The sequence below is a fragment of the Amycolatopsis sp. NPDC004747 genome, assembly GCF_053601335.1.
In genome coordinates, this window is record NZ_JBSGBQ010000033.1 from 22,704 (window position 1) to 46,924 (window position 24,221).

General features: G+C 70.9%; 19 protein-coding genes. 7 read left to right on the top strand and 12 right to left on the bottom strand.

The annotated features are described in order from the left end of the window. Positions 1 to 64: 64 nt before the first annotated feature. Together ACWEGE_RS37470 and ACWEGE_RS37475 are read left to right on the top strand one after the other, a co-directional pair. A complete protein-coding gene (locus ACWEGE_RS37470; protein ID WP_449665221.1) occupies positions 65 to 634 on the top strand; it encodes a TetR/AcrR family transcriptional regulator in 570 nt (189 codons plus the stop codon). Between the two features lie 77 nt (positions 635 to 711). After that, entirely contained in the window at positions 712 to 1,719 is a 1,008-nt protein-coding gene (locus ACWEGE_RS37475) for a medium chain dehydrogenase/reductase family protein (RefSeq protein WP_449665222.1), read from the top strand. Positions 1,720 to 1,773: 54 nt separating this feature from the next. On the opposite strand, the gene argG is transcribed toward ACWEGE_RS37475, so the two are convergent. Continuing rightward, entirely contained in the window at positions 1,774 to 3,219 is a 1,446-nt protein-coding gene (gene argG, locus ACWEGE_RS37480) for an argininosuccinate synthase (RefSeq protein ID WP_449665223.1), read from the bottom strand. A gap of 91 nt (positions 3,220 to 3,310) precedes the next feature. On the opposite strand from argG, the gene ACWEGE_RS37485 reads away from it, so the two are divergent. Further along, positions 3,311 to 4,192: an aminoglycoside phosphotransferase family protein gene (locus ACWEGE_RS37485; RefSeq protein WP_449665224.1), complete on the top strand. Its 882-nt coding sequence runs from the start codon at positions 3,311 to 3,313 to the stop codon at positions 4,190 to 4,192. Here the strand turns inward: ACWEGE_RS37485 and ACWEGE_RS37490 are convergent. The 4 genes from ACWEGE_RS37490 to ACWEGE_RS37505 are packed head-to-tail and all read right to left on the bottom strand — an operon-like array spanning position 4,176 to position 9,401. Further along, a complete protein-coding gene (locus ACWEGE_RS37490; protein WP_449665225.1) occupies positions 4,176 to 5,270 on the bottom strand; it encodes a hypothetical protein in 1,095 nt (364 codons plus the stop codon). The genes ACWEGE_RS37485 and ACWEGE_RS37490 overlap by 17 nt on opposite strands. Positions 5,271 to 5,330: 60 nt before the next feature. Continuing rightward, positions 5,331 to 7,034, bottom strand: a complete 1,704-nt coding sequence (locus ACWEGE_RS37495) for a glycerol-3-phosphate dehydrogenase/oxidase (RefSeq protein ID WP_449665226.1) — start codon at positions 7,032 to 7,034, stop codon at positions 5,331 to 5,333. A gap of 2 nt (positions 7,035 to 7,036) precedes the next feature. Continuing rightward, positions 7,037 to 8,551: a glycerol kinase GlpK gene (gene glpK, locus ACWEGE_RS37500; RefSeq protein WP_449665227.1), complete on the bottom strand. Its 1,515-nt coding sequence runs from the start codon at positions 8,549 to 8,551 to the stop codon at positions 7,037 to 7,039. Between the two features lie 28 nt (positions 8,552 to 8,579). Further along, on the bottom strand, positions 8,580 to 9,401 hold the full coding sequence (locus tag ACWEGE_RS37505) for an MIP/aquaporin family protein (RefSeq protein ID WP_449665228.1): 822 nt from the start codon (positions 9,399 to 9,401) through the stop codon (positions 8,580 to 8,582). A gap of 154 nt (positions 9,402 to 9,555) precedes the next feature. On the opposite strand from ACWEGE_RS37505, the gene ACWEGE_RS37510 reads away from it, so the two are divergent. From ACWEGE_RS37510 to ACWEGE_RS37520, 3 genes are all read left to right on the top strand, one after another. Beyond that, positions 9,556 to 10,308 carry an IclR family transcriptional regulator gene (locus ACWEGE_RS37510; RefSeq protein ID WP_449665229.1) on the top strand — a complete coding sequence of 251 codons (753 nt, stop codon included), beginning with the start codon at positions 9,556 to 9,558 and terminating at the stop codon, positions 10,306 to 10,308. 10 nt (positions 10,309 to 10,318) lie between these two features. Further along, positions 10,319 to 12,268, top strand: coding sequence for a glycerol kinase GlpK (gene glpK, locus ACWEGE_RS37515; RefSeq protein ID WP_449665230.1), 1,950 nt, complete (start codon positions 10,319 to 10,321; stop codon positions 12,266 to 12,268). A gap of 99 nt (positions 12,269 to 12,367) precedes the next feature. Then, positions 12,368 to 13,591: a cytochrome P450 gene (locus tag ACWEGE_RS37520; protein WP_449665231.1), complete on the top strand. Its 1,224-nt coding sequence runs from the start codon at positions 12,368 to 12,370 to the stop codon at positions 13,589 to 13,591. A gap of 66 nt (positions 13,592 to 13,657) precedes the next feature. Here the strand turns inward: ACWEGE_RS37520 and ACWEGE_RS37525 are convergent, their stop codons facing one another. After that, positions 13,658 to 14,491 (bottom strand): substrate-binding domain-containing protein, encoded by an 834-nt coding sequence (locus ACWEGE_RS37525; protein ID WP_449665232.1) that lies wholly within the window; start codon positions 14,489 to 14,491, stop codon positions 13,658 to 13,660. 250 nt (positions 14,492 to 14,741) lie between these two features. Here ACWEGE_RS37525 and ACWEGE_RS37530 point away from each other — a divergent pair, with 250 nt between their 5' ends. Then, positions 14,742 to 16,187 (top strand): DUF1996 domain-containing protein, encoded by a 1,446-nt coding sequence (locus ACWEGE_RS37530; RefSeq protein WP_449665233.1) that lies wholly within the window; start codon positions 14,742 to 14,744, stop codon positions 16,185 to 16,187. A 338-nt stretch (positions 16,188 to 16,525) separates the two neighbouring features. On the opposite strand, the gene mmsB is transcribed toward ACWEGE_RS37530, so the two are convergent. From mmsB to araB, 6 genes are read right to left on the bottom strand one after another with little or no spacing between them, the layout of a single operon-like run. Continuing rightward, positions 16,526 to 17,746: a multiple monosaccharide ABC transporter permease gene (gene mmsB, locus ACWEGE_RS37535; RefSeq protein ID WP_449665234.1), complete on the bottom strand. Its 1,221-nt coding sequence runs from the start codon at positions 17,744 to 17,746 to the stop codon at positions 16,526 to 16,528. Then, positions 17,743 to 19,263: a multiple monosaccharide ABC transporter ATP-binding protein gene (gene mmsA, locus ACWEGE_RS37540; protein WP_449665235.1), complete on the bottom strand. Its 1,521-nt coding sequence runs from the start codon at positions 19,261 to 19,263 to the stop codon at positions 17,743 to 17,745. Before mmsA ends, mmsB begins: the two co-directional genes overlap by 4 nt. Then, positions 19,260 to 20,363 (bottom strand): multiple monosaccharide ABC transporter substrate-binding protein, encoded by a 1,104-nt coding sequence (gene chvE / locus ACWEGE_RS37545; protein ID WP_449665236.1) that lies wholly within the window; start codon positions 20,361 to 20,363, stop codon positions 19,260 to 19,262. The genes mmsA and chvE overlap by 4 nt, the downstream gene beginning before the upstream one ends. Before the next feature lie 29 nt (positions 20,364 to 20,392). Then, positions 20,393 to 21,892, bottom strand: coding sequence for an L-arabinose isomerase (gene araA / locus ACWEGE_RS37550; protein ID WP_449665237.1), 1,500 nt, complete (start codon positions 21,890 to 21,892; stop codon positions 20,393 to 20,395). A gap of 16 nt (positions 21,893 to 21,908) precedes the next feature. Beyond that, entirely contained in the window at positions 21,909 to 22,586 is a 678-nt protein-coding gene (locus ACWEGE_RS37555; RefSeq protein ID WP_086850157.1) for an L-ribulose-5-phosphate 4-epimerase, read from the bottom strand. Continuing rightward, positions 22,586 to 24,214, bottom strand: a complete 1,629-nt coding sequence (gene araB / locus ACWEGE_RS37560; RefSeq protein ID WP_449665238.1) for a ribulokinase — start codon at positions 24,212 to 24,214, stop codon at positions 22,586 to 22,588. The genes ACWEGE_RS37555 and araB overlap by 1 nt, the downstream gene beginning before the upstream one ends. Positions 24,215 to 24,221: the final 7 nt, after the last annotated feature.

Here is a 24,221-nt window from a genome sequence, read left to right on the forward strand (position 1 = left end):
TCTCCCCAGTTCCTCCCAGCCGCCGGGTTGCCCCTCGAACAAGAGTGAGTGTACAGTCACTCACATGACGAAACGCGGTGCCACTCTCTCCACCTCCGACGCCCGGCGGGACGCCGTCGTCGACGCGGCCATCGCCGAGTTCGCCCGTGGCGGGTACCACAGCACGCCGATCAGCGCGGTGGCCGCCCGCGCCGACATCTCGCCCGCGTACGTCTTCAAGTTGTTCCCCGGCAAGGTTTCCCTGTTCGTCGCCGCACTGGACCGGTGCTACGAACTCGTCGTCCACGCGCTCTCGAACGGCGCCGCCCGCGTCGAGGGCGCCGACCCGGGGAAGGTCCTGTACGAGATGGGCGGCGCCTACGCCGACCTGATCGCCGACCGGAACCTGCTGATGCTCCAGGTGCACGCCCAGTCGGCCGCCGACACCCCCGAGATCGCCGACGCCGTCCGCCGCGGGCTGGCCAAGGTGACCGAGTTCGCCCGGGCGCGCTCCGGCGCGTCCGACGACGAGGTGCAGCGGTTCATCGCCTACGGCCAGCTCTGCCACCTCATCACCACCCTCGGCCTGGACGAGCACCCCGGCGAATGGGCCGCCCTGCTCTCCGCCGGCATCCGCCACCCCGGCAAGGACTGAAATCCCCGGCCCCGGTCCGGGGCATTTCTTCGCCCGTCGAGTGATTGACCAGTCACTCACACTGAAAGGAACCACCGATGACCGTCACCGAGATCGTCCTCCCCGGCATCGCCGAGCCGGAAGGCCTGCGCGTCGAACACCGCGAACTGCCGAAGCCCGGCGCCGGCGAAGCCCTCCTCCGCGTCGAAGCGACCGGCGTCTCCTTCGCCGAGCAGCAGATGCGCCGCGGGAAGTACTACGACCAGCCGCCGTTCCCGTTCGTCCCCGGCTACGACGTGGTCGGCACGGTGCTCGAAGCCGCCGACCCGGCCCTGGTCGGGCGCCGGGTGGCCGCGCTGACCAAGATCGGCGGCTGGAGCAGCCACCTCACCGTCCCGGCCGCCGATCTGGTGCCCGTGCCCAACGGTCTCGACTCCGCCGAGGCGGAAACCTTCGTGGTCAACGGCATCACGGCGTACCAGATGCTGCACCGGTGGGCGAAGGTCAAGGCCGGCGGCACGATCCTGGTGCACGGCGCGAGCGGCGGCGTCGGCACCACGCTGGTGCAGCTGGCCCGCGCGGCCGGGATCGAGGTGATCGGCACGGCGTCGGCTCGCAACCTCGGTGTCGTGACCGCGCTCGGCGCCACGGCCGTCGACTACCGCGGCGAGGTGCCCGCCGAGGTGCGCAAACTGGCGCCGGGCGGGGTCGACGCGGTGTTCGACCACCTCGGCGGGCCCGGCATCGCGGACTCGTTCCGGCTGCTCGCCCCGGGCGGCACCCTGGTCGCCTACGGCAGCGCGTCCACAAAGGACAAGCCGGGCAACTCGCGGCTGCCGGTGCTGAAGCTGTTCGCGCGCCTGTTGTGGTGGACCGCGCTGCCGAACCGCCGCCGGGCGCACTTCTACAACGTCTGGGGCGGCAAGCGGAACCTCGCCCGGTTCCGGGCGCGCCTGGCCGAAGACCTGACCGCCGTTTTCGACCTGGCGGCCGCGGGGAAGCTCGAGGCGCAGGTGGCCGCGCGGATCCCGCTGACCGAAGCCGCGAAGGCGCTGGCGCTGGCCGAATCCGGCACGGTGACCGGCAAGGTCGTGCTCGTCCCCTGAACGCGCCGAAGGCCACCACGGCGGGCGTGGTGGCCTTCGGGAACGCCGGAAAGGTCAGTCCGTGCCGAACTCCATCGCGGCGCTGTCGAGCAGCTCGTCGTCGTCGGTCTTGCCGCGCGAGGCGATCACCTCGGCGCCGCCCTCGGGCATCGCGCCGATCAGGCCGGTCGACGCGGCCTGGGCAGCGCCGATCAGCTTCGGGTTCGAGCCGCCGACCATGCCGAGGCTGGCGTACTGCTCCAGCTTCGCCCGCGAGTCGGCGATGTCGAGGTTGCGCATGGTCAGCTGGCCGATCCGGTCGACCGGGCCGAACGCCGAGTCCTCGGTGCGCTCCATCGACAGCTTGTCCGGGTGGTAGCTGAAGGCCGGGCCGGTCGTGTCGAGGATGGAGTAGTCCTCGCCGCGCCGCAGCCGCAGCGTCACCTCGCCGGTGATCGCGGTGCCGACCCAGCGCTGCAGCGACTCGCGCAGCATCATCGCCTGCGGGTCCAGCCAGCGGCCCTCGTACATCAGACGGCCCAGCTGCCGGCCGTGGTTGTGGTAGCTGGCGAGGGTGTCCTCGTTGTGGATCGCGTTGACGAGCCGCTCGTAGGCGGCGTGCAGCAGCGCCATGCCGGGCGCCTCGTAGATGCCGCGGCTCTTGGCCTCGATGATCCGGTTCTCGATCTGGTCGGACATGCCGAGGCCGTGCCGTCCGCCGATGGCGTTGGCCTCGAGGACCAGGTCGACGGCGGTGGCGAACTCCTTGCCGTTGATGGTCACCGGGCGGCCCTGTTCGAAGCCGACCGTGACGTCCTCGGCGGGGATCTCGACCTCGGGGTCCCAGAACGCCACGCCCATGATCGGCTTGACGATCTCGATGCCGGTGTCCAGGTGCTCCAGGGACTTGGCCTCGTGCGTGGCGCCCCAGATGTTGGCGTCGGTCGAGTAGGCCTTCTCGGTGCTGTCGCGGTAAGGAAGGTCGTGGGCGAGCAGCCACTCCGACATCTCCTTGCGGCCACCGAGCTCGGTGACGAAGTCCGCGTCGAGCCACGGCTTGTAGACGCGCAGGGAGGGGTTGGCCAGCAGGCCGTAGCGGTAGAACCGCTCGATGTCGTTGCCCTTGTAGGTGGAGCCGTCGCCCCAGATCTGGACGTCGTCCTCGAGCATCGCGCGCACCAGCAGGGTGCCGGTGACCGCGCGGCCGAGCGGGGTGGTGTTGAAGTAGCTGCGGCCGCCGGTGCGGATGTGGAACGCGCCGCAGGTCAGCGCCGCGAGCCCCTCTTCGACGAGGGCTTCCTTGCAGTCGACCAGCCGCGCGATCTCGGCGCCGTACTGACCGGCCCGGCCGGGCACCGACTCGATGTCGGGCTCGTCGTACTGGCCGATGTCGGCGGTGTAGGTGCAGGGGACCGCGCCTTTGTCGCGCATCCACGCGACCGCTACGGAAGTGTCGAGGCCACCGGAGAAGGCGATACCGACACGCTCGCCGACGGGCAGGGAAGTGAGCACCTTGGACATGCGAATGATTATGCACGCCCATGCATCGTCGTGCAATCCGGGGTGCCGCGGCTCACGGAAACCCCGTTGACGTGCGTGGTTCGGTGAGCCCATGGGCCGGATGCACGCCGACGAGCACGCCATCGACACCGCGCTGGTCCGGCGGCTGGTGCGCGGGCAGTTCCCGCAGTGGGCGGACCTGCCGGTCACTCCCCTGGCTTCGGGCGGCACGGTCAACGCGGTGTACCGCCTGGGCGGCTCGCTGACCGTCCGGCTGCCGCTCACCGCGGGCGGCGCCGGCGACATCGCGAAGGAAGGCCGGGCCCTCGGCAGCCTCGGCGAGCTGCCGGTCGCGGTCCCGGCCGTCGTCGCGGTCGGCGAACCCGCCGAGGGCTACCCGTGGCCGTGGGCGGTGCACGGCTGGCTCGACGGCACACCGGCGCGCGAAGGCCGCGACGCGCCGGCCCGCGACCTGGCGGACTTCGTGCGCGCGCTGCGGGCGCACCCGGCGGAAGGTCCCCCGGCCCGCCGCGGGCAGCCGCTGCCGGACGTGGACGCGGCCACCCGCCGGGCGATCGAGGAGCTGAGCCGTACCGACGAGCCGTTCGACCCGGAGGCCGCGCTCGCCGTGTGGGCCGAAGCGCTCGAGGCTCCACAGTGGACCGGACCGCCGTGCCGGCTGCACGGCGACCTGATGCCGGGCAACCTCCTGCTGCGCGACGGCCGGCTGACCGGGGTGCTCGACTGGGCCACGGCCGGGCTCGGCGACCCCGCCGTCGACCTGATCCCGGCGTGGAACCTGCTGACCGCGGACACCAGGCGCACCTTCCGCGACGCCGTGGTGCCCGACGACGCGACCTGGGCCCGCGGCCGCGGCCGGGCGTTGTCGATGGCCGTGATCCAGCTGCCGTACTACCGGCACACGAACCCGGTCATCTCGGCCAATGCCCGGTACGTGCTCACCGAGCTGGGCGTGCTCACCAGGTGCCGATGACCGGCAGGTCCCACCGCAGGGCGTGCAGGTTCCGGCTCAGCACCGTGCAGGCGCCGGTGACCTCGCCGCGGTCGTTGAGGTCCTCGGCACCGCACCAGGCGTTGTCCGCCAGCCGCCCCAGCGCGGTGAGGCCGCCGCCGGGCCCCCAGACGAAGTACCGGCCGGAGCCGATTTCCACGAGCGCGCTGCCCGTGTCGTTCGCGGTGACGAACCGGGTCCACCCGCCGTCCGGGTTCGGGTGCACGGTCAGCCGCCCGGCCGCGTCCCAGCGGGCCAGGTGGCGGACGCCGTCCCCCGCCTCCACGGTGCCGTAGATCGTCCCGTCCGCGCCGATCTTCTCCGCCGCGCTGGACTTCCAGGTGGTGTCGAGCAGGGTGAGGTGTCCCGCCGCATCCCACTTCGCGGCGTGGGAGCCGCTCGAGCCGACGACCGTGCCCGCGTTGTCGAGGTCGGCGGGGGTGCCGCCGCCTTCCAGCGGCACGAGGTTGCCCGCCGGGTCCCAGTACTTCGACTCCCCCTCGTAGGCACTGAGGACCGCGCCCGCGTCGTTGATCGCGAAGCCGCGGCCGTGGCCGAGAGCCGTGACCGTGCCCCGGTTCGTGTCCCACTTCACCGCGGTGTCCGGCGCCGAGGCGCCGTAGGAATACCCGACGGCGATGCCGTGGGCGTTGATCGCGGCCACGCTGGCAGACGCGTAGCCCGGCGCCGGCGGCAGGTCCACCGGCACCCCGGACGCGCCCCAGAGCGTCGCCCGCCCGGCGGAGGCACTGGCCGACATCGAGTTCCCGACCGCCACGCCGTCGCCGGTGATCGCGGTGGGGACGACCGACGCGTAGCCCGGCTGCGGCGGCAGCTCGGTGATCCGGCCGGCCGCGTCCCACCGGGCCCCGCGCGGGTTGTTCGCCTTGTCGAACGCCGTCCCGAACACCGTTCCGTCGTTCGACACGAAGTTCCCGTAGCTGGTCAGCCCGCCGGGCAGCGTGCCGAGGTCGACCGGGGCGACCGGTTCGCCCGCGCTCGCCGGGACCGCGGCGAGCACCACCGCCACCGCCGTCGTCGCGAGAACACCTCTGAACATCCCCTGCTCCTCCCCCTCGGGTGGGTTCCGGGGTGTCCACGCGCGACGGCGGTGCCCGGTTTAGCCCGGCAGGAGCGCCGGCGCCGCGAGGCGGGTGGCGTTCGCCGCCGCGTCGTCCGGGGCCTCCTGCGCCGAGCGCTCCGCTTCGACACGGGCCAGGTAGTTCGCCACCTCACGGTCGGTGCGGTGGGCATCCCAGCCCAGCAGCGGGGCCATCAGCCCGGCGACGACCGGGGCCGCCGCGACGCCGCGGTCGCGCTCCTCGATCGAAATGCGCGTCCGCCGGGTGAGGACGTCCTCCAGGTGCAGCGCGCCCTCGTGGGAGACCGCGTAGACGGCCTCCACGCGGAGGTACTCGGAGGTCTCCGTGATCGGCGAAGCCAGCGAAGGATCCTCCTCCATCAGCTCGACGAGGTTCCAGATCCGCGTGCCGTACCGCTGCAGCAGGTGCTCCACCCGGGTCAGCGAAAGGCCCGCCCGCGAGGCCACGGAGTACCGGTCCTCCCACAGCTCGTGGTAGCCCTCGGCGCCGGCGATCGGGAGGCGGTCGGTCCACGACGGCGGGGCCGGGCGGCCGATCTCCTCGACCGCGACGTCGACCGCGTCCGCGGCCATCACCCGGTAGGTCGTGTACTTGCCGCCGGCCACGATGACCAGGCCCGGCACCGGGTGCGCCACCGCGTGCTCCCGCGACAGCTTCGTCGTCGCGGCCGCCTTCGCCGCCAGCAGCGGGCGGAGACCGGCGTAGACGCCCTCGATGTCGTCGTGCGTCACGGGGGTGCGCAGGACGGCGTTGAGGTGTTCGAGCACGTAGTCGACGTCCGCCCGGCTCGCCGCCGGGTGCTCGCGGTCGAGGTCCCACTCGGTGTCGGTGGTGCCCACGATCCAGTGCCGTCCCCACGGGATGACGAACAGCACGCTCTTCTCGGTGCGCAGGATCAGCCCGGTGTCCAGGTCGATCTTCTCCCGCGGCACCACCAGGTGGATGCCCTTCGACGCGCGGACGGTGAACGGCGCGGGGATGCCGGCCGCCTCCGCCATGTCGTCGCTCCACACGCCGGTCGCGGCCACGACCGTCTTCGCGCGGATCTCGAACTCCACGCCGCTCTCGCGGTCGACCACCTTCGCGCCGACAACGCGCTCGCCGTCGCGAAGCAGCGAAGTGACGCGAGTCCGGGTGAGCACCGAGGCGCCCTGCTCGGCGGCCGTCCGCGCGATCGTCATCGTGTGGCGGGCGTCGTCGACCTGGGCGTCGTAGTACTGGATCGCCCCGATCAGCGCGTCGTCCGCGAGCCCCGGAGCCACCTTGAAGGCACCGCGCTTGGACAGGTGCCGGTGCCGCGGCAGCGCGCGGGCACCGCCGAGGGTGTCGTACAGCGTGACGCCGGCGCCGATGTAGCCGCGCTCCCACACCCGGTGCTGCAGCGGGACCAGGAACTTCACCGGCCGCACCAGGTGCGGGGCCAGCGTCTGCAGCAGCAGCCCGCGCTCCTTGAGGGCTTCGCGGACCAGCTTGAAGTCCAGCTGCTCCAGGTAGCGCAGGCCGCCGTGGATCAGCTTGGACGACCGGCTGGACGTGCCGGCGGCGAAGTCGCGGGCCTCGACCAGCGCGGTCGACAGCCCCCGGGACGCGGCGTCGAGCGCGACGCCGGCCCCGGTCACTCCCCCGCCGACCACGAGCACGTCGACCTCTTCGTTGACCAGCTTCCGCAGGGTTTCCGCCCGGTACTGCGGCGATAGCGGGGTCACGGTGTTCCTCCTCATGGTCACTGCACGTCGACCCAGTCGAGCGTGCGGCCCACGGCCTTCTGCCAGCCCGCGTAGCCCTCGGCGCGCTGCTCGTCGCTCCACGACGGCGTCCAGCGCTTGTCCTCGTTCCAGTTCTGCTCGAGCTCGTCGGTCGACTTCCAGAACCCGACGGCCAGCCCGGCCGCGTACGCGGCGCCCAACGCGGTGGTCTCGGCGACGACCGGCTTCGACACCGGCACGCCGAGGATGTCCGCCTGCAGCTGCATGCACAGCTCGTTGGCGGTGACGCCACCGTCCACCCGCAACACGTCCAGCGTGACGCCGGAGTCGTTCTGCATGGCCTCGACGACGTCGCGGGTCTGGTAGCAGATCGCTTCCAGGGTGGCCCGCGCGATGTGGGCGTTCGTCGTGGCGCGGGTGAGGCCGACGATCGCGCCGCGGGCGTCGGAGCGCCAGTACGGGGCGAACAGGCCGGAGAACGCCGGGACGAAGTAGACGCCGCCGTTGTCCTCGACCTGGCGGGCCAGGCTCTCGCTCTGGGCCGCGCCGCTGATGATGCCGAGCTGGTCGCGCAGCCACTGGACCGCCGAGCCGGTGACGGCGATCGAGCCTTCCAGCGCGTAGACCGGCTTGTCGTCGCCGAACTGGTAGCACAGCGTCGTGAGCAGGCCGTGCTGCGAGCGGACCAGCTCGTGGCCGGTGTTGAGCAGCAGGAAGTTGCCGGTGCCGTAGGTGTTCTTGGCCTCGCCGGGCCGGAAGCAGACCTGCCCGACGGTGGCGGCCTGCTGGTCGCCGAGGACGCCGGTGATGGCGACCTCGCCGCCGAGCGGGCCGTCCGCGCGGGTGGTGCCGAAGCCCGGGTTCGACGACGGCCGGATCGCCGGGAGCATCTGCCGCGGGACGTTGAAGAACGACAGCAGCTCGTCGTCCCAGTCGAGCGTCTCGAGGTCCATCAGCATGGTGCGCGAGGCGTTGGTCGGGTCGGTGACGTGCACGCCGCCGTCCGGGCCACCGGTGAGGTTCCAGATGAGCCACGAGTCGGTGGTGCCGAAGAGGGCGTCCCCCTTCTCGGCGTCCTCGCGCACGCCCGGGATGTTCTCGAGGATCCACTGCAGCTTGCCGCCGGAGAAGTAGGTGGCGGGCGGCAGGCCGGCCTTGCGGCGGATGACGTCGCCCTTGCCCTCGCGCTCCAGCGCGGAGGCGATCCGGTCGGTGCGGGTGTCCTGCCAGACGATCGCGTTGCCGTACGGGCGGCCGGTGCGGCGGTTCCAGACGACGGTGGTCTCGCGCTGGTTGGTGATGCCGAGCGCGGCGAGATCGGTCACCGTCAGGTTGGCCTTGTTGAGCGCGGTCGCGATGACCGAGCGGGTGCGTTCCCAGATCTCGGTCGCGTCGTGCTCGACCCAGCCCGGCTTGGGGAGGATCTGCTCGTGCTCGAGCTGGTGGCGGGCGATCTCGTTGCCGCCGTGGTCGAAGATCATGAAGCGGGTGCTGGTCGTGCCCTGGTCCACGGCACCGACGAAGTCCGGCATGGTCTGGCTCCTGGGTTGGCTCGGTGGGTCAGTTGGCGGGCTCGAGGTCCTTGGCGGGCATGGCGTCGAGGGGTTCGCCCGCGGGCAGGAACCGCTCGATCAGGTACTTGTAGATCGCGCCGCCGATCAGCGCGCCGAGCACCGGCGCCACGATCGGGATCCACCAGTAGGGGAAGCCGTACTGGTCGGTGAACGCCGTGTCGTAGCCGGTCAGCCAGGAGGCCAGGCGCGGGCCGAAGTCACGGGCGGGGTTGATCGCGTAGCCGGCGTCGGTGCCCCACGCCATGCCGATGGCCACGACGAGGAAGCCGACGACGACCGGGGCCAGGTTCGCGCCCGGCGAGGTGTTGCGGAGGTCGGTGATGGCGAACAGGACGATCAGCAGGATCGCGGTGCCGATGATCTGGTCGCGGAAAGCGCCCCAGTCACCCACCGGGAGCGTGCCGTTACCCGGGAGGGTGGAGAACACGCCCTGGGTCTTGATCGTCAGGCCCGGGTCCTTCGCGTTGAGGACCTCGGTGTAGTTCCAGCGCACCAGCAGCGCGGCCAGGAACGCGCCGGCCGTCTGGGCCACGGCGTAGGGAGCGACCTTGCGCCACTCGAAACCCTTGAACACCGCGAGCGCGATGGTCACGGCCGGGTTCAGGTGCGCGCCGCTGATCCGCGAAGCGACGTAAACACCGAGAGTGACGCCCAGGCCCCAGGCCCAGGCGATGCTGTCGTGGTCCCCGATCCCGGCGGCGACGACCTGCGCCACCACCCCGCATCCGAACAGGATGAGGATCATCGTTCCCACGAACTCGGCGGCCATCTCGCCGGCGAGTCCACGGGCCTTGAGGCTTCGCACCATTGCTTTCCTCCACAAAGGACCTTGTCCCCCTATTGGTGGATGAAAGTTAAGTTCGCGTGTCAGGCCGGTCAACGGACACCGGTCGGCATTGTCGAACGCCCCGAGTGGATGTTCGACATTGTCGAATCGGGGCCGGTCGGGTTAGGGTCTCGCGGTGCCCGGTCCGATCCAGTCCATCGAGCGCGCCGCCGCGATCCTGCGGTTGCTGGCGCGCGGCTCGGGCCGGCTGGGCGTCGGCGAGATCGCCGAGTCCCTCGAACTGGCGAAGGGCACCGCGCACGGGATCCTGCGCACGCTGCAGGGCGTCGGGTTCGTCGAGCAGGACCGCGACACCGGCAAGTACCAGCTCGGCGCGGCCCTGCTGCACCTGGGCACGAGCTACCTCGACGTCAACGAGCTGAGGTCCCGGGCGATCAACTGGGCGGACGCGCTGGCCGCCCGCAGCGGCGAGGCGGTCCGGATCGGGGCGCCCCTGGAGGGCCGGGTGCTCGTCGTGCACCACGTCTTCCGCCCCGACGACAGCCTGCAGACCCTCGACGTCGGCACGCTGCTGCCCCTGCACGCGACCGCGCTGGGCAAGGTCCTGCTGGCCTACGACACGACGTTGAAGGCGACCCCGGAGCCGTACACGCGCCGCACCCTGGTCACCCAGACGGCGATCAAGCGGGCGTGTGCGAAGGTACGGGAGGCGGGCTGGGCGGCCGAGAACGGCGAGATGATCGCCGGCGAGGCCGGGATCGCCGCCCCGATCCGCGGCCACGGCGGCATCGTGGTGGGCGCGATCGGGGTGTCGGGCGCGGCCGAGCGCATCTGCGAGCCCGACGGCGCCCCGAGCCCCAGACTGCTGGCCCAGGTCCGCGACGCGGCGCGCGCGGTGTCCCGCGACCTCGGCGCGTCCCGATGGTGAAGGGAGGACGATGGTCCAGCGGTACGTGATGTCCATCGACCAGGGCACCACCTCCACCCGGTGCATCCTGTTCGACGCGCGCGGCCGGCTCGTCTCCGTCGTGCAGCGGGAACACCAGCAGCACTTCCCGCGGCCGGGCTGGGTCGAGCACGACGCCACCGAGATCTGGCGGAACCTCTCCCGGATCGTCCCGCAGGCGCTGGCCGACGCCGGCGCGACCGCCGGCCAGGTGGTCGGGCTCGGGATCGCCAACCAGCGGGAGACCACCGTCCTGTGGGACCGGCGCACCGGCAACCCGGTCGGGCGGGCGATCGTCTGGCAGGACACCCGGACCGACGCCATGCTCGAACAGCTCGCCCGCGAACCCGGCGCCGACCGCGTGCGGCAGCTGTGCGGCCTCCCCCTCGCCACCTACTTCTCCGCGCCGCGCATCCGCTGGCTGCTCGAACGCACGCCCGGGCTGCGCGAGCGCGCGGAACGCGGGGACGTCCTCTTCGGCACCATCGAGAGCTGGCTGATCTGGAACCTCACCGGCGGGGCCGAGGGCGGCGTGCACGTCACCGACGTCACCAACGCCTCGCGCACGATGCTGATGAACCTGCGCTCGCTCAACTGGGACGACGAGCTCCTGGAGTTCTTCGACGTCCCGCGCGCGATGCTGCCGGAGATCCGCTCGTCGACGGAGGTCTACGGCACGACGTCACGCGTGGTCCCCGGCATCCGGATCGCGGCCGCGCTGGGCGACCAGCAGGCGGCGCTGTTCGGCCAGACCTGCTTCGCGCCCGGCGAGGCGAAGTGCACCTACGGCACCGGCAGCTTCCTGCTGCTCAACACCGGCCCGACCCCGGTGCTGTCCACCCACGGGATGCTCACCACGGTCGGGTTCAAGATCGGCGACGAGCCCGCGGTGTACGCCCTCGAAGGGTCGATCGCCGTCACCGGGTCGCTGGTGCAGTGGTTCCGCGACGGCCTGGAGCTGATCGGCAGCGCGCCGGAGATCGAGACCCTGGCCCGCACGGTCGAGGACAACGGCGGCTGCTACATCGTGCCGGCGTTTTCGGGGTTGTTCGCGCCGCACTGGCACAGCGAGGCGCGCGGGGTGATCGCCGGGCTGACGTCGTACATCACGAAGGGCCACCTGGCGCGGGCGGTGCTGGAGGCGACCGGCTGGCAGACCCGCGAGGTCGTCGACGCGATGAACGCCGACTCGGGGCTGGCGCTGTCGACGCTGAAGGTCGACGGCGGGATGACCGCGGACAACCTGCTGATGCAGTTCGTCGCCGACGTCCTCGACGTGCCGGTGGTGCGCCCGATGGTGGCGGAGACGGTGTCGCTCGGCGCGGCTTACGCGGCCGGGCTGTCGGTCGGGTACTGGCCGGACCTGGAGGGCCTGCGGCGCAACTGGCACCGGGCGGGCCAGTGGCTGCCGGCGATGGACCCGGCCCGCCGCGATTCCGAGTACGCGCACTGGCGCCAGGCGGTGGAGCTGACGTTCGGCTGGATGCGCCCGGCCCCGGCCGCGGCGGCGCCGGGTTCGGACCTGGTGGAGGTGCTGCTGGCCGACCACCGCCGGTTCGAGCAGCTGCTGCGCGACCTGCGCAACAGCGAAGCCGACCGGCCGGCCCTGGTCGCGGAGCTGTCGGCGCTGCTGGTCGCCCACGCGACGGCGACCGAGCGGATCGTCCGCCCGTCCTCCCCCGGCGCACCGTTCGCCGACGACCTCCTGGCCGTGCTGGACGGCGAAGACTTCGAAAAGGCGTTGCTGCGGCTGGAGAACGCCGTGGACGCCCACGTCCGGGGCGAGGAACGCGGACTGCTGAACGACCTGCGCCGCAGTATGTCCACTTCGGACCGGACGGGGCTGGGCCGGGCGTTCGTCGCGGAGCGCCGCCGCCAGCTGGACCTCGGCTGCGGCGACGCGGACCACATCCGCGGCCTGGGTGACCGCCTGAAGCTCTGACCGCCTGCCATCCGGGTGAAGCCGGGCCCGGACCCCTGCCCCGGCGCGGGCGGTGGGGAGAAGACTGCGGACACCGTTTCGCCACCGGAGGGAGCACTCGTGTCCGCAGCCGCCGACGAAGCCCTGCTGTCCCTGTCCACCCCGGCCGGGCTCGCCGATCCGTACCCGGTCTACGCGAAACTCCGCGAGGAGACACCGGTCTTCCGCAGCGAGGTCTACGACGGCTGGGTGCTCACCCGGTTCGCGGACTGCCAGCAGGTGCTCGCCGACGGCGACACCTTCCCCGTGCTGGACGCGCAGTGGCGCGACCGGCACCGGCCGGGCTGGCGCGACAACGCCGCGATGGCCCTGTTGTCCGATCTCCTGCCGTGGAAGAACCCACCGGAGCACACGCGCGAACGCCGTCTGCTCGTGCGCGACTTCACCGTCCGGCGCGTGCAGGAGCTGGAGCCCGCCGTCCGCCGCGCCACCGACCGGGTGCTGGACCGCTTCGCCGACGCCACCGCGGACGGGAGCGCGGCGGAGTTCGCCGGCACGGTCCTCTACCCGCTCGGCATGGCCGTGATCGGCGACCTGGTCGGCGTGCCCGAGGCCGACCACGACCGGCTCCGCCGCATCACCGACCTGATCGGCAAGCAGGTCAACCCCGCGATGTCGCCCGACCTGCGCGCCGAGGTCGACGCGGCCGCCGTCGAGTACCGGGCCTACTTCACGGAGCTTATCGCGCGCCGGCGTGCCGATTCGGGCGACGACCTGACCTCCGCGCTGCTGGCCCGGCCCGCCGACGGCGCCGAACTGATGTCCGCCGACGAAGTGCTCAACGCGCTGCTCGTGCTGTTCGGGGGCGGCTACGAGACCACCGCGGGTGCGCTGGGCAACGGCATCCACGCGCTGCTGACCCACCCGGACCAGTTCGCCCTGCTCACCGGCGATCCGGGACTGGCGGCGAGCGCGGTCGAGGAGATCCTGCGGTGGGACGGCGCCGCCCAGATGAGCCAGCGCGCGGCCGCCCGGCCGACGGTGCTCGACGGCCGGGAGATCCCGGCGGACGACGCCGTGGTGATCCTCGCCGGAGCGGCGAACCGGGACCCCGCGCGCTTCGCGGAACCGGACCGCTTCGACATCACCCGCGACGGCGGCCGCGGGCTGTTCTTCGGGCACGGCCTGCACCTGTGCCTCGGCGCGGCCTTGGCGCGGCTCGAGATGACGGTGCTGCTCGAACAGTTGGGAAAGCGGTTCCCGACGTTGCGGATCGGCGGCGAGGTGCAGCGCCGGCCCAACCCGGCGCTGCGCGGGATGGTGGCCCTGCCGCTGACCCGGTGACCTGGTGCCGTACCGCAACCGGCCGCGAGTGCCCTCGGCGCCTCGCCCGCCCGCGTTCGATGCGGTCTAAGCACCTTTGAGGCAGCGGCTGCTCTCCCGCACGACCAGCTCGGCCTCGACCGTTCCCCAGGCCGGCGTCGCCACGCCGTCGATGCGGGCCGCCAGGGTCGACAGGGTCCGGCGGCCCGCCGCCAGGTAGTCCTGGCGGACCGTCGTCAACGGCGGGGCGAAGTACGCCGCCTCGGGGACGTCGTCGAAGCCGACGACGTGGGCGTCGCGCGGGACTCGCATGCCCGCCTCCGCGAACGCCGCCAAGAGCCCCAGTGCCATGTGGTCGTTCGCCGAAAACACCGCACCCACGCCGGATTCCACCGCCAGTGACTGGCCGGCGCGGAACCCCGACCGGGCGGACCAGTCGCCGCGGACCACCGGGGGCACCTCCGCGCCGTGGCGTTCGAGCGTCTCGCGCCAGCCGCGCTCGCGGGCGCGGGCCACCGGGCCCTCCTCCGGGCCGCCGAGGTGCCAGACCGTCTGGTGGCCGAGCTGGAGCAGGTGCTCGGTCGCCTGGCGGGCGCCCGCGTACTGGTCGGTGGAGGCCGCGGGCACCAGCGGGATGCCGGCGACCGGGGCCAGCTCGGCCAGCAGGTGCCCGTCGAGCACGACGATCCCGGCCACCCCCTGCAGCTGCAGGCCCGCCACCGCGGCCAGCACCGCCGCGCTGCTCTCGCTCGACACGCTGAAGACGCTGAGCACGTACTCCTGCTCGCGGGCGGCCGCGCGGAGGCCGTGCAGCACCGGGCCGGACGCCGACTGGCCGGTCGCGATCACCCCGAGCGTGCCCCGGCGCGGGACGGGCCGCGCGCGGAGCGGGCCGTCGGGACCTGCGTCGTCCACGGGCATGCGTCGATGTTAGCGATCACAGGGCAAGACGTGAACTTTGTTCACCTTCCGTAAATAACGAAAAGGTAACGGCGGGGTCGCGGCTTGAACCGGCCCCGAACCGGGTCCGTTCACCCCAATGCCGGAACCAGTGACACCGGGCGGGTTCCCCCGATGCCCGCGCCCGATGCTCACTCCCCGGGTTCCGCGCGTTTCCAGACCGGGTACGCAGGCTCTCTTCGGCGTGCCCGGACAATCGAACGAGGTGAACATGGCCCGGAATACTTCCCGCACCCCCGCCACGGGCAGACATCGCATCACCCGCCGCACGAAGATCGCGACCGGTGGACTGGCTCTCGCACTGGCCGTCGGCGGCATCGTCGTCGCGACCACCGCCGGCCGCACCGGCGAGGCGAGCGCCGACGAGGCCGACGCGTCGTTCTTCATCGACATCGCGAAGGTCCCCTCGGGCATCAACGTGAACAAGGCGCTGCAGCAGAAGGGCGCTCGCGGCACGTTCACCGTGGACTGCGGCCGCAACGAGAACCAGCACTTCAACCCGGACAACTTCATCGCCCAGCCCGGGATCAAGAACGGCGCCCAGCACCTGCACGACTACGTCGGCAACCTCTCCACCAACGCCGACTCCAACAACAAGAGCCTGGTCAAGGCCGGCACCACCTGCAAGAACGGGGACAAGTCCGCCTACTTCTGGCCCGTCGTCCGCATCGACACCGGCGACGCCGAGAAGAACCCGCCTGCCAAGCAGCCCGACCGCGCCGGCAGCGCCAAGGACAAGGCGAGCGCGCAGGTCGACTGCCCGGACGTCGCGAGCAAGCTGCCCGACGTCCCGGACCAGGCCATGGACGAGGTCAACCGCAACCTCGACCTGCTCGACAAGCAGATCGACGAGGCCAACCAGCGGATCGCGAACGGCGACCTCAAGACGCCGCAGGACATCCAGAACGCCGTCGTCGGCCCGCTCAAGGACAAGCGCGCGGCCACCATCGACCGGATCGCCATCGCGATCGGCCGCCGGGCCGCGAAGCCGACCAACCTCGGCGGGCTCGCGCAGTGCGCGCTCAAGCAGAACGGCAAGGGCGGCCTGGACAACGGCGGGCAGAACAGCAACGGCCAGCCGGCGGAGCTGCCCGGCGTCAACGACAAGAACGAGGTCGGCGACAACGACGGCGAGATCCAGCGCGTCCAGTCGGCGACGATCACGTTCACCAGCGGCGGCGCGCAGAAGGTCGTCGCGATGCCGCAGTTCCTCCGGATCCTCTACGGCGACGCCAAGCAGAGCACCAACGGCCCGGCCAACGCCCGGCCGAGCTGGACCTGCACCGGCTTCGAGGACCGGCTCACCGACCACTACCCGATCTGCCCGCAGAACAGCAAAGTGGAGCGGATCCACGCCTTCCCGAACTGCTGGGACGGCAAGAACATCGACAGCACCAACCACCGCACGCACATCGTGTTCGCCGACCAGCAGGGCAAGTGCCCGAAGGGGTTCCAGAACGTGCCCCAGCTGGTGATCAAGCTGGTCTACAACATCCCGCACGACATCCAGGTCAAGGGCCAGTACAAAGTGGACGCCTTCGCCCAGGAGAAGCACAACCCGCGCTCGGACCACGACGACTTCGCCAACGTCATGGGCCAGCGCCTGATGAACCAGGTCGTCAACTGCATCAACACCGGCAAGCGCTGCAACCAGTAGTCCCGCGGGGGCCGCGCCGACCGGCGCGGCCCTCGTGTCGTCCCCTCAATCACGCATGATGCCCCTCTGATCACGAGTGATGCCTCTCCAATCACGCGCGATGCCTTTCCGCGCACGAGCGAAGCCCGCGGCCCGGCGTGATCGAGCACGTAACTCGCGCGTCCGGCCGCGGATCTCGTGTGATCGCGGGCGGATCTCGCGTGATTGGAGGGGCATCACGTGTGTCTGGAAGGGCATCACATGTGATTGGGGAGGCATCACTCGTGATTGGAGGGGCGACACGGCGAAAGGCCGCCTCGGGGTGTGAACCCCGAGGCGGCCTTCGCGGACGAACCTGGTCAGGAAGCTGCGCGGCGCTTGGTCCAGATGTCGTAGGCCACCGCCGCCAGCAGGACGACGCCCTTGACCAGCATCACCCGCTCGCTCGGGGCGCCGATCAGGGACATGCCGTTGTTGATCACGGCCATGATCAGGCCACCGGTGATCGCGCCGACCACCTTGCCCACGCCGCCCTGGACCGCCGCGCCGCCGATGAAGGCCGCCGCGATCGCGTCCAGCTCGAAGTTGACACCCGCCGTCGGGCCCGCCTGGTTGAGCCGGCCCGCGAAGATGATGCCGGCCAGCGCCGCCAGGACGCCCATGTTGACGAAGATCCAGAACGTCACCTGCTTGACCTTGACGCCCGAGAGCGTCGCCGCCTGCAGGTTGCCGCCCACGGCGTAGATGTGCCTGCCGAACACCGACTTCCCGGCCACCAGCGAGTAGCCGAGCACCAGCGCCGTCAGCAGGATCAGCACCCACGGCAGGTTCTTGAACCGCGCCAGCTGGACCACCAGCGCCAGCACCAGCACCGCGATCCCGGCCAGCTTCAGCACGAAGACCGGGAAGGGGTCCACGTCCTGGCCGTAGCCGAGCCGGCCCGTGCGCTTGCGCCACTGGGTGAACACGATCCCGGCCACCGCGGCGACGCCGGCCAGCAGCGACACCAGGTCGGCACCGCCCAGCGGGCCGAGGCCGATGTTGCCCAGGTAGCCGTCGGTGAAGCCGTTGGACAGCGTGCGGATCGCGTCCGGGAACGGGCCGATGCCCTGGTTGCCCAGCACCGTCAGGGTCAGCGCCCGGAACGCCAGCATGCCGGCCAGCGTCACGATGAACGCCGGGATGCCGAAGTAGGCGACCCAGTAGCCCTGCCACGCGCCGATCGCCGCGCCGACGACGAGGGTGATCAGCACCGCGAGGAACCACGGCATGTGCGAATTCACCATCAGCACCGCCGACACCGCGCCGGTCATCGCGACGACCGACCCGGCGGACAGGTCGATGTGCCCGGAGATGATCACCAGGATCATCCCGATCGCGAGGATCAGCACGTAGCTGTTCTGCACGATGATGTTGGAGATGTTCTGCGGTTCCAGCAGCGCGCCACCGGTGAGCACCTCGAACAGCACCACGATCAGCGCGAACGCGACGTAGATGCCGCTCTGGCGCGGGTTGATCGAGATCCTCCGCTTGGAGCGCTCAACCGGGGGCACGGCGGGCCGCGCTTCGGTCGTGGTCATTCCCGTTCCTTAGTCATGTACTGCATCAGCAGTTCCTGAGTGGCTTCTTCACGCTTGGCCTCGCCGGTGATCCGCCCCGCCGAAAGCGCGTAGATCCGGTCGCAGAGCCCGAGCAGCTCCGGCAGCTCGGAGGAGATGACCAGGACGGCCTTCCCCTGCGCGGCGAGGGAGTTGATGATCGTGTAGATCTCGAACTTCGCGCCCACGTCGATGCCGCGGGTCGGTTCGTCCAGGATCAGCACGTCCGGATCGGTGAAGATCCACTTCGCCAGCACGACCTTCTGCTGGTTGCCGCCGGAGAGCTTGCCGGTCACGCTCTGCACGCTCGGTGCCTTGATCCGCAGATCGCGGCGGAAGCGGTTCGCGGTGTCGTGCTCGGCGTGCTCGTTGACCCAGCCGCGCTTGGCCAGCTTGCCCAGCCCGGCCGCGGACACGTTGCGCTGGATGTCCTCGATCAGGTTGAGCCCGTAGCGCTTCCGGTCCTCGGTGGCGTAGGCGATGCCGTGGCGGACGGCTTCCTGCACCGACCGGACCTCGATCTCCTCGCCGTGCTTGATGATCCGGCCGGAGATGTCCTTGCCCCACGACCGGCCGAACACGCTCATCGCCAGTTCCGTGCGGCCCGCGCCCATCAGCCCGGCCAGGCCGACGATCTCCCCGCGCCGCAGCGAAAGCGACGCGTGATCGACCACGACCCGCCCCGCCTGGGTCGGGCTGTGCACGGTCCAGTCCTCGATCCGCAGCACCTCTTCGCCGATGTCCGGCTCCCGGGGCGGGAACCGGTGCTCGAGGTCGCGGCCGACCATGCCGGTGATGATGCGCTCTTCCGTCAGCCCCGCCGCGTCGAGCGTCTCGATCGTCTTGCCGTCACGCAGGATCGTGACGGTGTCGGCGATCGCCGTCACCTCGCCGAGCTTGTGCGAAATGATCACGCACGTGACGCCCTCGTCCCGCAGCCCGCGCAGCAGCTCGAGCAGGTGGGCCGAGTCGTCGTCGTTGAGCGCCGCGGTGGGCTCGTCGAGGATCAGCAGCTTGACCTCTTTGGACAGTGCCTTGGCGATCTCGACGAGCTGCTGCTTGCCGACACCGAGCTCCTGCACCGCCCGCGTGGCGTTTTCGGCGAGGCCGACGCGCTTGAGCAGCGCGCCGGCCTCGTGGTTGGTGCGGTTCCAGTCGACCCAGCCCCGCTTGGCCTGTTCGTTGCCGAGGAAGATGTTCTCCGCGATCGACAACTGGCCGCACAGCGCGAGTTCCTGGTGGATGATCACGATCCCGCGCCGTTCGCTGTCGCGCACCGACCCGAACTCGCACCGCTGCCCGTCGAAGGTGATCTCGCCGTCGTACGTCCCGTGGGGGTAGACGCCCGAGAGCACCTTCATCAGGGTGGACTTCCCGGCGCCGTTCTCCCCGCAGATCGCGTGGATTTCCCCGCGGCGCACGGAAAGGTTGACGTCCGACAGCGCCTTGACCCCGGGGAAGGTCTTGGTGATCCCGCGCATGCCGAGCAGTTCGGTCATTTCAGCTGACCTGCCGTGTAGTAGCCCGACTCGACGAGTTCCTTCTCGTAGTTGGCCTTGTCCACGGTGACCGGCTGCAGCAGGTAGGACGGGACGACCTTCTTGCCGTTGTCGTAGTCCTTGGTGTTGTTGACCTCGGGCTTGCCGCCCTTCAGCACCGCGTCGGCCATCTTGACGGTGGTGTCGGCGAGCTTGCGGGTGTCCTTGAAGATCGTCGAGTACTGCTCACCGGCGATGATGGACTTGACCGAGGCGACCTCGGCGTCCTGGCCGGTGACGATCGGGTACGGCTGGCCGGCGGTGCCGTAGCCGTTGCTCTTCAGCGCCGACAGGATGCCGATCGACAGGCCGTCGTACGGCGAGAGCACGGCCTGGACCTTGGCGCCACCGGTGTAGGTCTTGGTGAGCAGGTCCTCCATGCGCCGCTGCGCGGTGGCGGGGTCCCAGCGCAGGATGGCCGCGCGGGCGAAGTCGGTCTGGCCGCTCTTGACGACCAGCTTGCCGCTGTCCATCAGCGGCTTGAGGACCGACATCGCGCCGTTGAAGAAGAAGGTCGCGTTGTTGTCGTCCGGCGAACCGGCGAACAGCTCGATGTTGAACGGGCCAGCACCGTCACCCAGGCCCTTGACCAGCGAGTTCGCCTGCTCGACGCCGACCTTGAAGTTGTCGAAGGTGGCGTAGTAGTCGACGTTCGGTGAATTGCGGATCAGCCGGTCGTAGGCGATGACCGGGATCTTCTTGTCGGCCGCTTCCTGCAGCTGGGTGGTGATCGCGGTGCCGTCGATCGAGGCGATGACCAGGAGCTTGGCGCCCTTGGTGATCTGGTTCTCGATCTGGTTCACCTGCGTGGGGATGTCGTTCTCGGCGTACTGCAGGTCGACCTTGTAGCCGAGCTTCTCCAGGGCGGCCTTGATGTTGTCGCCGTCGTGGATCCAGCGTTCCGACGACTTCGTCGGCATGGTGACGCCGACCAGGCTGCCCTCGGCGCCGGCGCCGGGCGCGGCCGTCTGGTCCGCGGTCTTCTGGCTCGAACCGCACGCCGACAGCGTGAGCGCGAGCCCCGCGGCGGCGAGCGCCGCGATTCCTCTGGTGAACTTCATCGTTCTTTCTTCCTTTCTCAGAAGCCTTCTCAGAAACCCTGGGCGAGCCGGTGGTAGGCCTGGTTCCACCGGATCCGGTCGGCGAAGTCGTGCGGGGTCGTGTCCTTGTCGATGACCAGCAGTTCGACGCCGAGCAGGTTCGCGAAGTCGCGAAGGGTTTCCGTGCTCACGGCCTGGGTGAGCACGGTGTGGTGCGGGCCGCCCGCGGTGATCCAGGACTCCGCGGACGTCGCCAGCGACGGCGCCGGCTCCCAGACCGCCCGCGCCACCGGCAGGTTCGGCAGGGGCTCGTCCGGCGCGACGACGTCGATCTCGTTGGCCACCAAGCGGAACCGGTCGCCGAGGTCGACCAGGCCGAGGACGACACCGGGGCCGGGGGCGGCGTCGAACACCAGCCGGACCGGGTCCTCCCGGTTGCCGATGCCCAGCGCGTGGATCTCGCAGGACGGCTTCTCGGCGGCGATGCTCGGGCAGACCTCGAGCATGTGCGCGCCGAGGATCTTCGGCGTGCCCGGCCCGAAGTGGTAGGTGTAGTCCTCCATGAACGACGTGCCGCGGTCGCGGCCGACGCTCATCGCCTTGACCGCGGCGAGCAGCGCCGAGGTCTTCCAGTCGCCCTCGCCGCCGAAGCCGTAGCCGTCGGCCATCAGCCGCTGCACCGCGAGGCCAGGCAGCTGCCGGAGCCCGCCGAGGTCTTCGAAGTTCGTGGTGAACGCGCCGAACCCGCCGTCGGTGAGGAACTTCCGCAGCCCGGCCTCGATGCGGGCGGCGTACTGCAGCGACTCGTGCCGCGCTCCCCCGGCCGCCAGCTCCGGCACAACGTTGTATTCCTCGGCGTACCGCTGCACCAGCGAGTCCACCTCGGATATCGCGTCGACCTGTTCGACCAGCTCGTTGACGCCGTAGGTGTTGACCGAGACGCCGAACCGCAGCTCGGCCTCGACCTTGTCGCCTTCGGTCACGGCGACGTCGCGCATGTTGTCGCCGAACCGGGCCAGCCGCAGGTTGCGCAGGTGGTCGGCGCCGATCGCCGCGCGCGCCCACGCGTCGATCCGCGCGACCACGGCCGGGTCGGACACGTGCCCGGCCACGGTCTTGCGCGGCACGCCGAGGCGGGTCTGGATGAACCCGAACTCCCGGTCGCCGTGCGCGGCCTGGTTGAGGTTCATGAAGTCCATGTCGATGGTGGCCCACGGGAGCGCCTCGTTGAGCTGCGTGTGCAGGTGCAGCAGCGGCTTGCGCAGGGCGTCCAGGCCGGTGATCCACATCTTCGCCGGCGAGAAGGTGTGCATCCAGGCGATCACGCCGACGCAGGAGGCGTCGGCGTTGGCTTCCTGCAGCACCCGGCGGATGGCGGAGGCCTCGGTCAACACCGGCTTGCCGACGATCTCGGCGGGCAGCCCGCCGGAGGCGGCCAGCAGCTGCTGGATGCGCAGGGACTGGCCGGCCACCTGCTCCAGGGTCTCCTCACCGTAGAGGCCCTGGCTGCCGGTGAGGAACCAGACTTCGGGTTTCGACGCGCGCGTCATCGTTCTCCTTGGAAGATCAGTGCTGGCCGTAGACGTTCTGGTACCGGGCGTAGAGCCGGTCGACGTCCTCGGGCGGGAGGGGTTCGGGCGTGCCGAGCTCGAAGGCCTTGTGGACGGTGCGGGCCACGTCCTCGACCATCACCGCGGCCTTGACCGCGTCGCGCGCGGTGCGGCCGACGGTGAACGGGCCGTGGTTGCGCATCAGCACCGCCGGCGAGCGGCTGGAGCGAAGCGTTTCGACGATGCCGCGGCCGATGGAGTCGTCGCCGATCAGGGCGAACGGCCCGATCGGGATCTCCCCGCCGAACTCGTCGGCGATCATCGTCAGCACGCACGGGATCGGCTCGCCACGGGCCGCCCACGCCGTGGCGTAGGTCGAGTGGGTGTGCACGACCCCGCCGATCTCCGGCATGTGCCGGTAGACGTAGGCGTGCGCGGCGGTGTCGGACGACGGCGCGAGGTCGCCTTCGACCAGCTCGCCGTGCAGGTCGGTGACGACCATGGTGTCGGCGGACAGGTTGTCGTAGGACACGCCCGAGGGCTTGATGACCAGCAGGTCCCGGCCCGGTACCCGCGCCGAGACGTTGCCCGCGGTCCAGATCACCAGCTCGTTGCGGGTCAGCTCGCCGTGCAGTTTCGCGACCGTCTCGCGCAGTTCGGCGACGGTGTCGAGCACTTCACCGGTCAGCGACATCAGGACCGTCCTTTCGCGACCTCGCGGCGGCGGGCCGCCAGGCGGTGCATGACATCGTTGCCGCCGCGGCCGAAGTAGTCGTGCAGCTGCGTGTACTCGGCGTACAGCTCGTCGTAGGCCACCACGTGGGCGGACACCGGCCGGTACACCGCCCGCTCGACCGAGCCCATCGCGGCGGCGGCCACGCGGATGTCGGCGTGGGCCCCGGCCGCGACGGCCGCGTGGATGGCCGACCCGAGCGCGGGTCCCTGCGCCGAGCCGATCACCGACAGCGGCAGGTTGGTGACGTCGGCGTAGATCTGCATGAGCAGCGCGTTCTTCGCCAGCCCGCCCGCGATGATCAGCTCGGTGACCGGGACGCCGGCCTCGGTGAACGTCTCGATGATCTTCCGGGTGCCGAAGGCGGTGGCCTCCAGCAGCGCGCGGTAGACGTCCTGGGGGCGGGTCGCGAGCGTCTGCCCGACGATCACCCCGGACAGCTCGTGGTCCACCAGCACCGACCGGTTGCCGCTGTGCCAGTCCAGGGCGATCAGGCCGTGTTCGCCGATCTCCTGCTGGGCCGCCAGCCGGGTGAGCTCCTCGTGCGAGGCATCGGCGAAGTGCTCGACGAACCAGCCGAAGATGTCGCCGACGCCGCTCTGGCCTGCCTCGTACCCCCACAGCCCGGGCACGATCCCGCCTTCGACGACCCCGCACATCCCGGGGACCTCGTGCAGCTCGGCGCCGTTCATCACGTGGCAGGTCGAGGTGCCCATGATCGCCACCATCTGGCCGGGCTCGACGGCCTGCGCGGCGGGGGCGGTGACGTGCGCGTCAACGTTGCCAACGGCGACGGCGATGCCTTCGGGCAGCCCGGTCCAGGCGGCGGCCTCGGCGGTCAGCGAGCCGGCCCGGGAACCCAGCTGGCCCAGCGGGTGCTCCAGCTTGTCGGCCACGAAGTCCTCGAAGCCGGGGGCGAGCTCGCGGAGGAAGTCGCGGCTCGGGTACTGGCCGTCCTGCAGGATCCCCTTGTAGCCGGCCGTGCAGGCGTTGCGGACGTAGGACCCGGTGAGCTGCCAGACGATCCAGTCGGCCGCCTCGACCCAGTGCCGCATGGCGGCGTAGACCTCGGGCGCCTCTTCGAACAGCTCCAGGCCCTTGGCGAACTCCCATTCCGAGGAGATCAGGCCGCCGTAGCGCGGGAGCCACTTCTCGCCGCGGGTGCGGGCCAGCTCGTTGATCCGCACGGCCTGCGGCTGCGCCGAGTGGTGCTTCCAGAGCTTCACGTACGCGTGCGGGTTGCCCTCGAACTCGGGCAGTTCGCACAGCGGCGTCCCGTCCGCCGTCGTCGGCACCATCGTGCACGCGGTGAAGTCGGTGGCGATCCCGACGACGTCGGCGGCGTCGACGCCGGCGTCCCGCAACGCCGCCGGTACGGCGTTGCGGAGCACGCCGACGTAGTCCGCCGGCACCTGCAGCGCCCATTCCGGCGGCAGCGCGCGGCCCGTGGCGGGCAGCGTCTCGTCGAGCACCCCGTGCGGGTACTCGAAGACGCCGGAGCCGAGTTCGGCCCCGTCAGCCACGCGCACGACCACCGCGCGGCCCGACAGCGTACCGAAGTCGACGCCGACGGTGAGTGGTTCTCCCACGGTGTCT

What these genes read in the sequence shown, in the direction of transcription:
- ACWEGE_RS37470 (WP_449665221.1), top strand. Translation starts at nt 65, where the DNA reads ATGACGAAACGCGGTGCCACTCTCTCCACCTCCGACGCCCGGCGGGAC.
- ACWEGE_RS37475 (WP_449665222.1), top strand. Translation starts at nt 712, where the DNA reads ATGACCGTCACCGAGATCGTCCTCCCCGGCATCGCCGAGCCGGAAGGC.
- argG (WP_449665223.1), bottom strand. Translation starts at nt 3,219, where the DNA reads ATGTCCAAGGTGCTCACTTCCCTGCCCGTCGGCGAGCGTGTCGGTATC.
- ACWEGE_RS37485 (WP_449665224.1), top strand. Translation starts at nt 3,311, where the DNA reads ATGGGCCGGATGCACGCCGACGAGCACGCCATCGACACCGCGCTGGTC.
- ACWEGE_RS37490 (WP_449665225.1), bottom strand. Translation starts at nt 5,270, where the DNA reads ATGTTCAGAGGTGTTCTCGCGACGACGGCGGTGGCGGTGGTGCTCGCC.
- ACWEGE_RS37495 (WP_449665226.1), bottom strand. Translation starts at nt 7,034, where the DNA reads ATGAGGAGGAACACCGTGACCCCGCTATCGCCGCAGTACCGGGCGGAA.
- glpK (WP_449665227.1), bottom strand. Translation starts at nt 8,551, where the DNA reads ATGCCGGACTTCGTCGGTGCCGTGGACCAGGGCACGACCAGCACCCGC.
- ACWEGE_RS37505 (WP_449665228.1), bottom strand. Translation starts at nt 9,401, where the DNA reads ATGGTGCGAAGCCTCAAGGCCCGTGGACTCGCCGGCGAGATGGCCGCC.
- glpK (WP_449665230.1), top strand. Translation starts at nt 10,319, where the DNA reads ATGGTCCAGCGGTACGTGATGTCCATCGACCAGGGCACCACCTCCACC.
- ACWEGE_RS37525 (WP_449665232.1), bottom strand. Translation starts at nt 14,491, where the DNA reads ATGCCCGTGGACGACGCAGGTCCCGACGGCCCGCTCCGCGCGCGGCCC.
- ACWEGE_RS37530 (WP_449665233.1), top strand. Translation starts at nt 14,742, where the DNA reads ATGGCCCGGAATACTTCCCGCACCCCCGCCACGGGCAGACATCGCATC.
- mmsB (WP_449665234.1), bottom strand. Translation starts at nt 17,746, where the DNA reads ATGACCACGACCGAAGCGCGGCCCGCCGTGCCCCCGGTTGAGCGCTCC.
- mmsA (WP_449665235.1), bottom strand. Translation starts at nt 19,263, where the DNA reads ATGACCGAACTGCTCGGCATGCGCGGGATCACCAAGACCTTCCCCGGG.
- chvE (WP_449665236.1), bottom strand. Translation starts at nt 20,363, where the DNA reads ATGAAGTTCACCAGAGGAATCGCGGCGCTCGCCGCCGCGGGGCTCGCG.
- araA (WP_449665237.1), bottom strand. Translation starts at nt 21,892, where the DNA reads ATGACGCGCGCGTCGAAACCCGAAGTCTGGTTCCTCACCGGCAGCCAG.
- ACWEGE_RS37555 (WP_086850157.1), bottom strand. Translation starts at nt 22,586, where the DNA reads ATGTCGCTGACCGGTGAAGTGCTCGACACCGTCGCCGAACTGCGCGAG.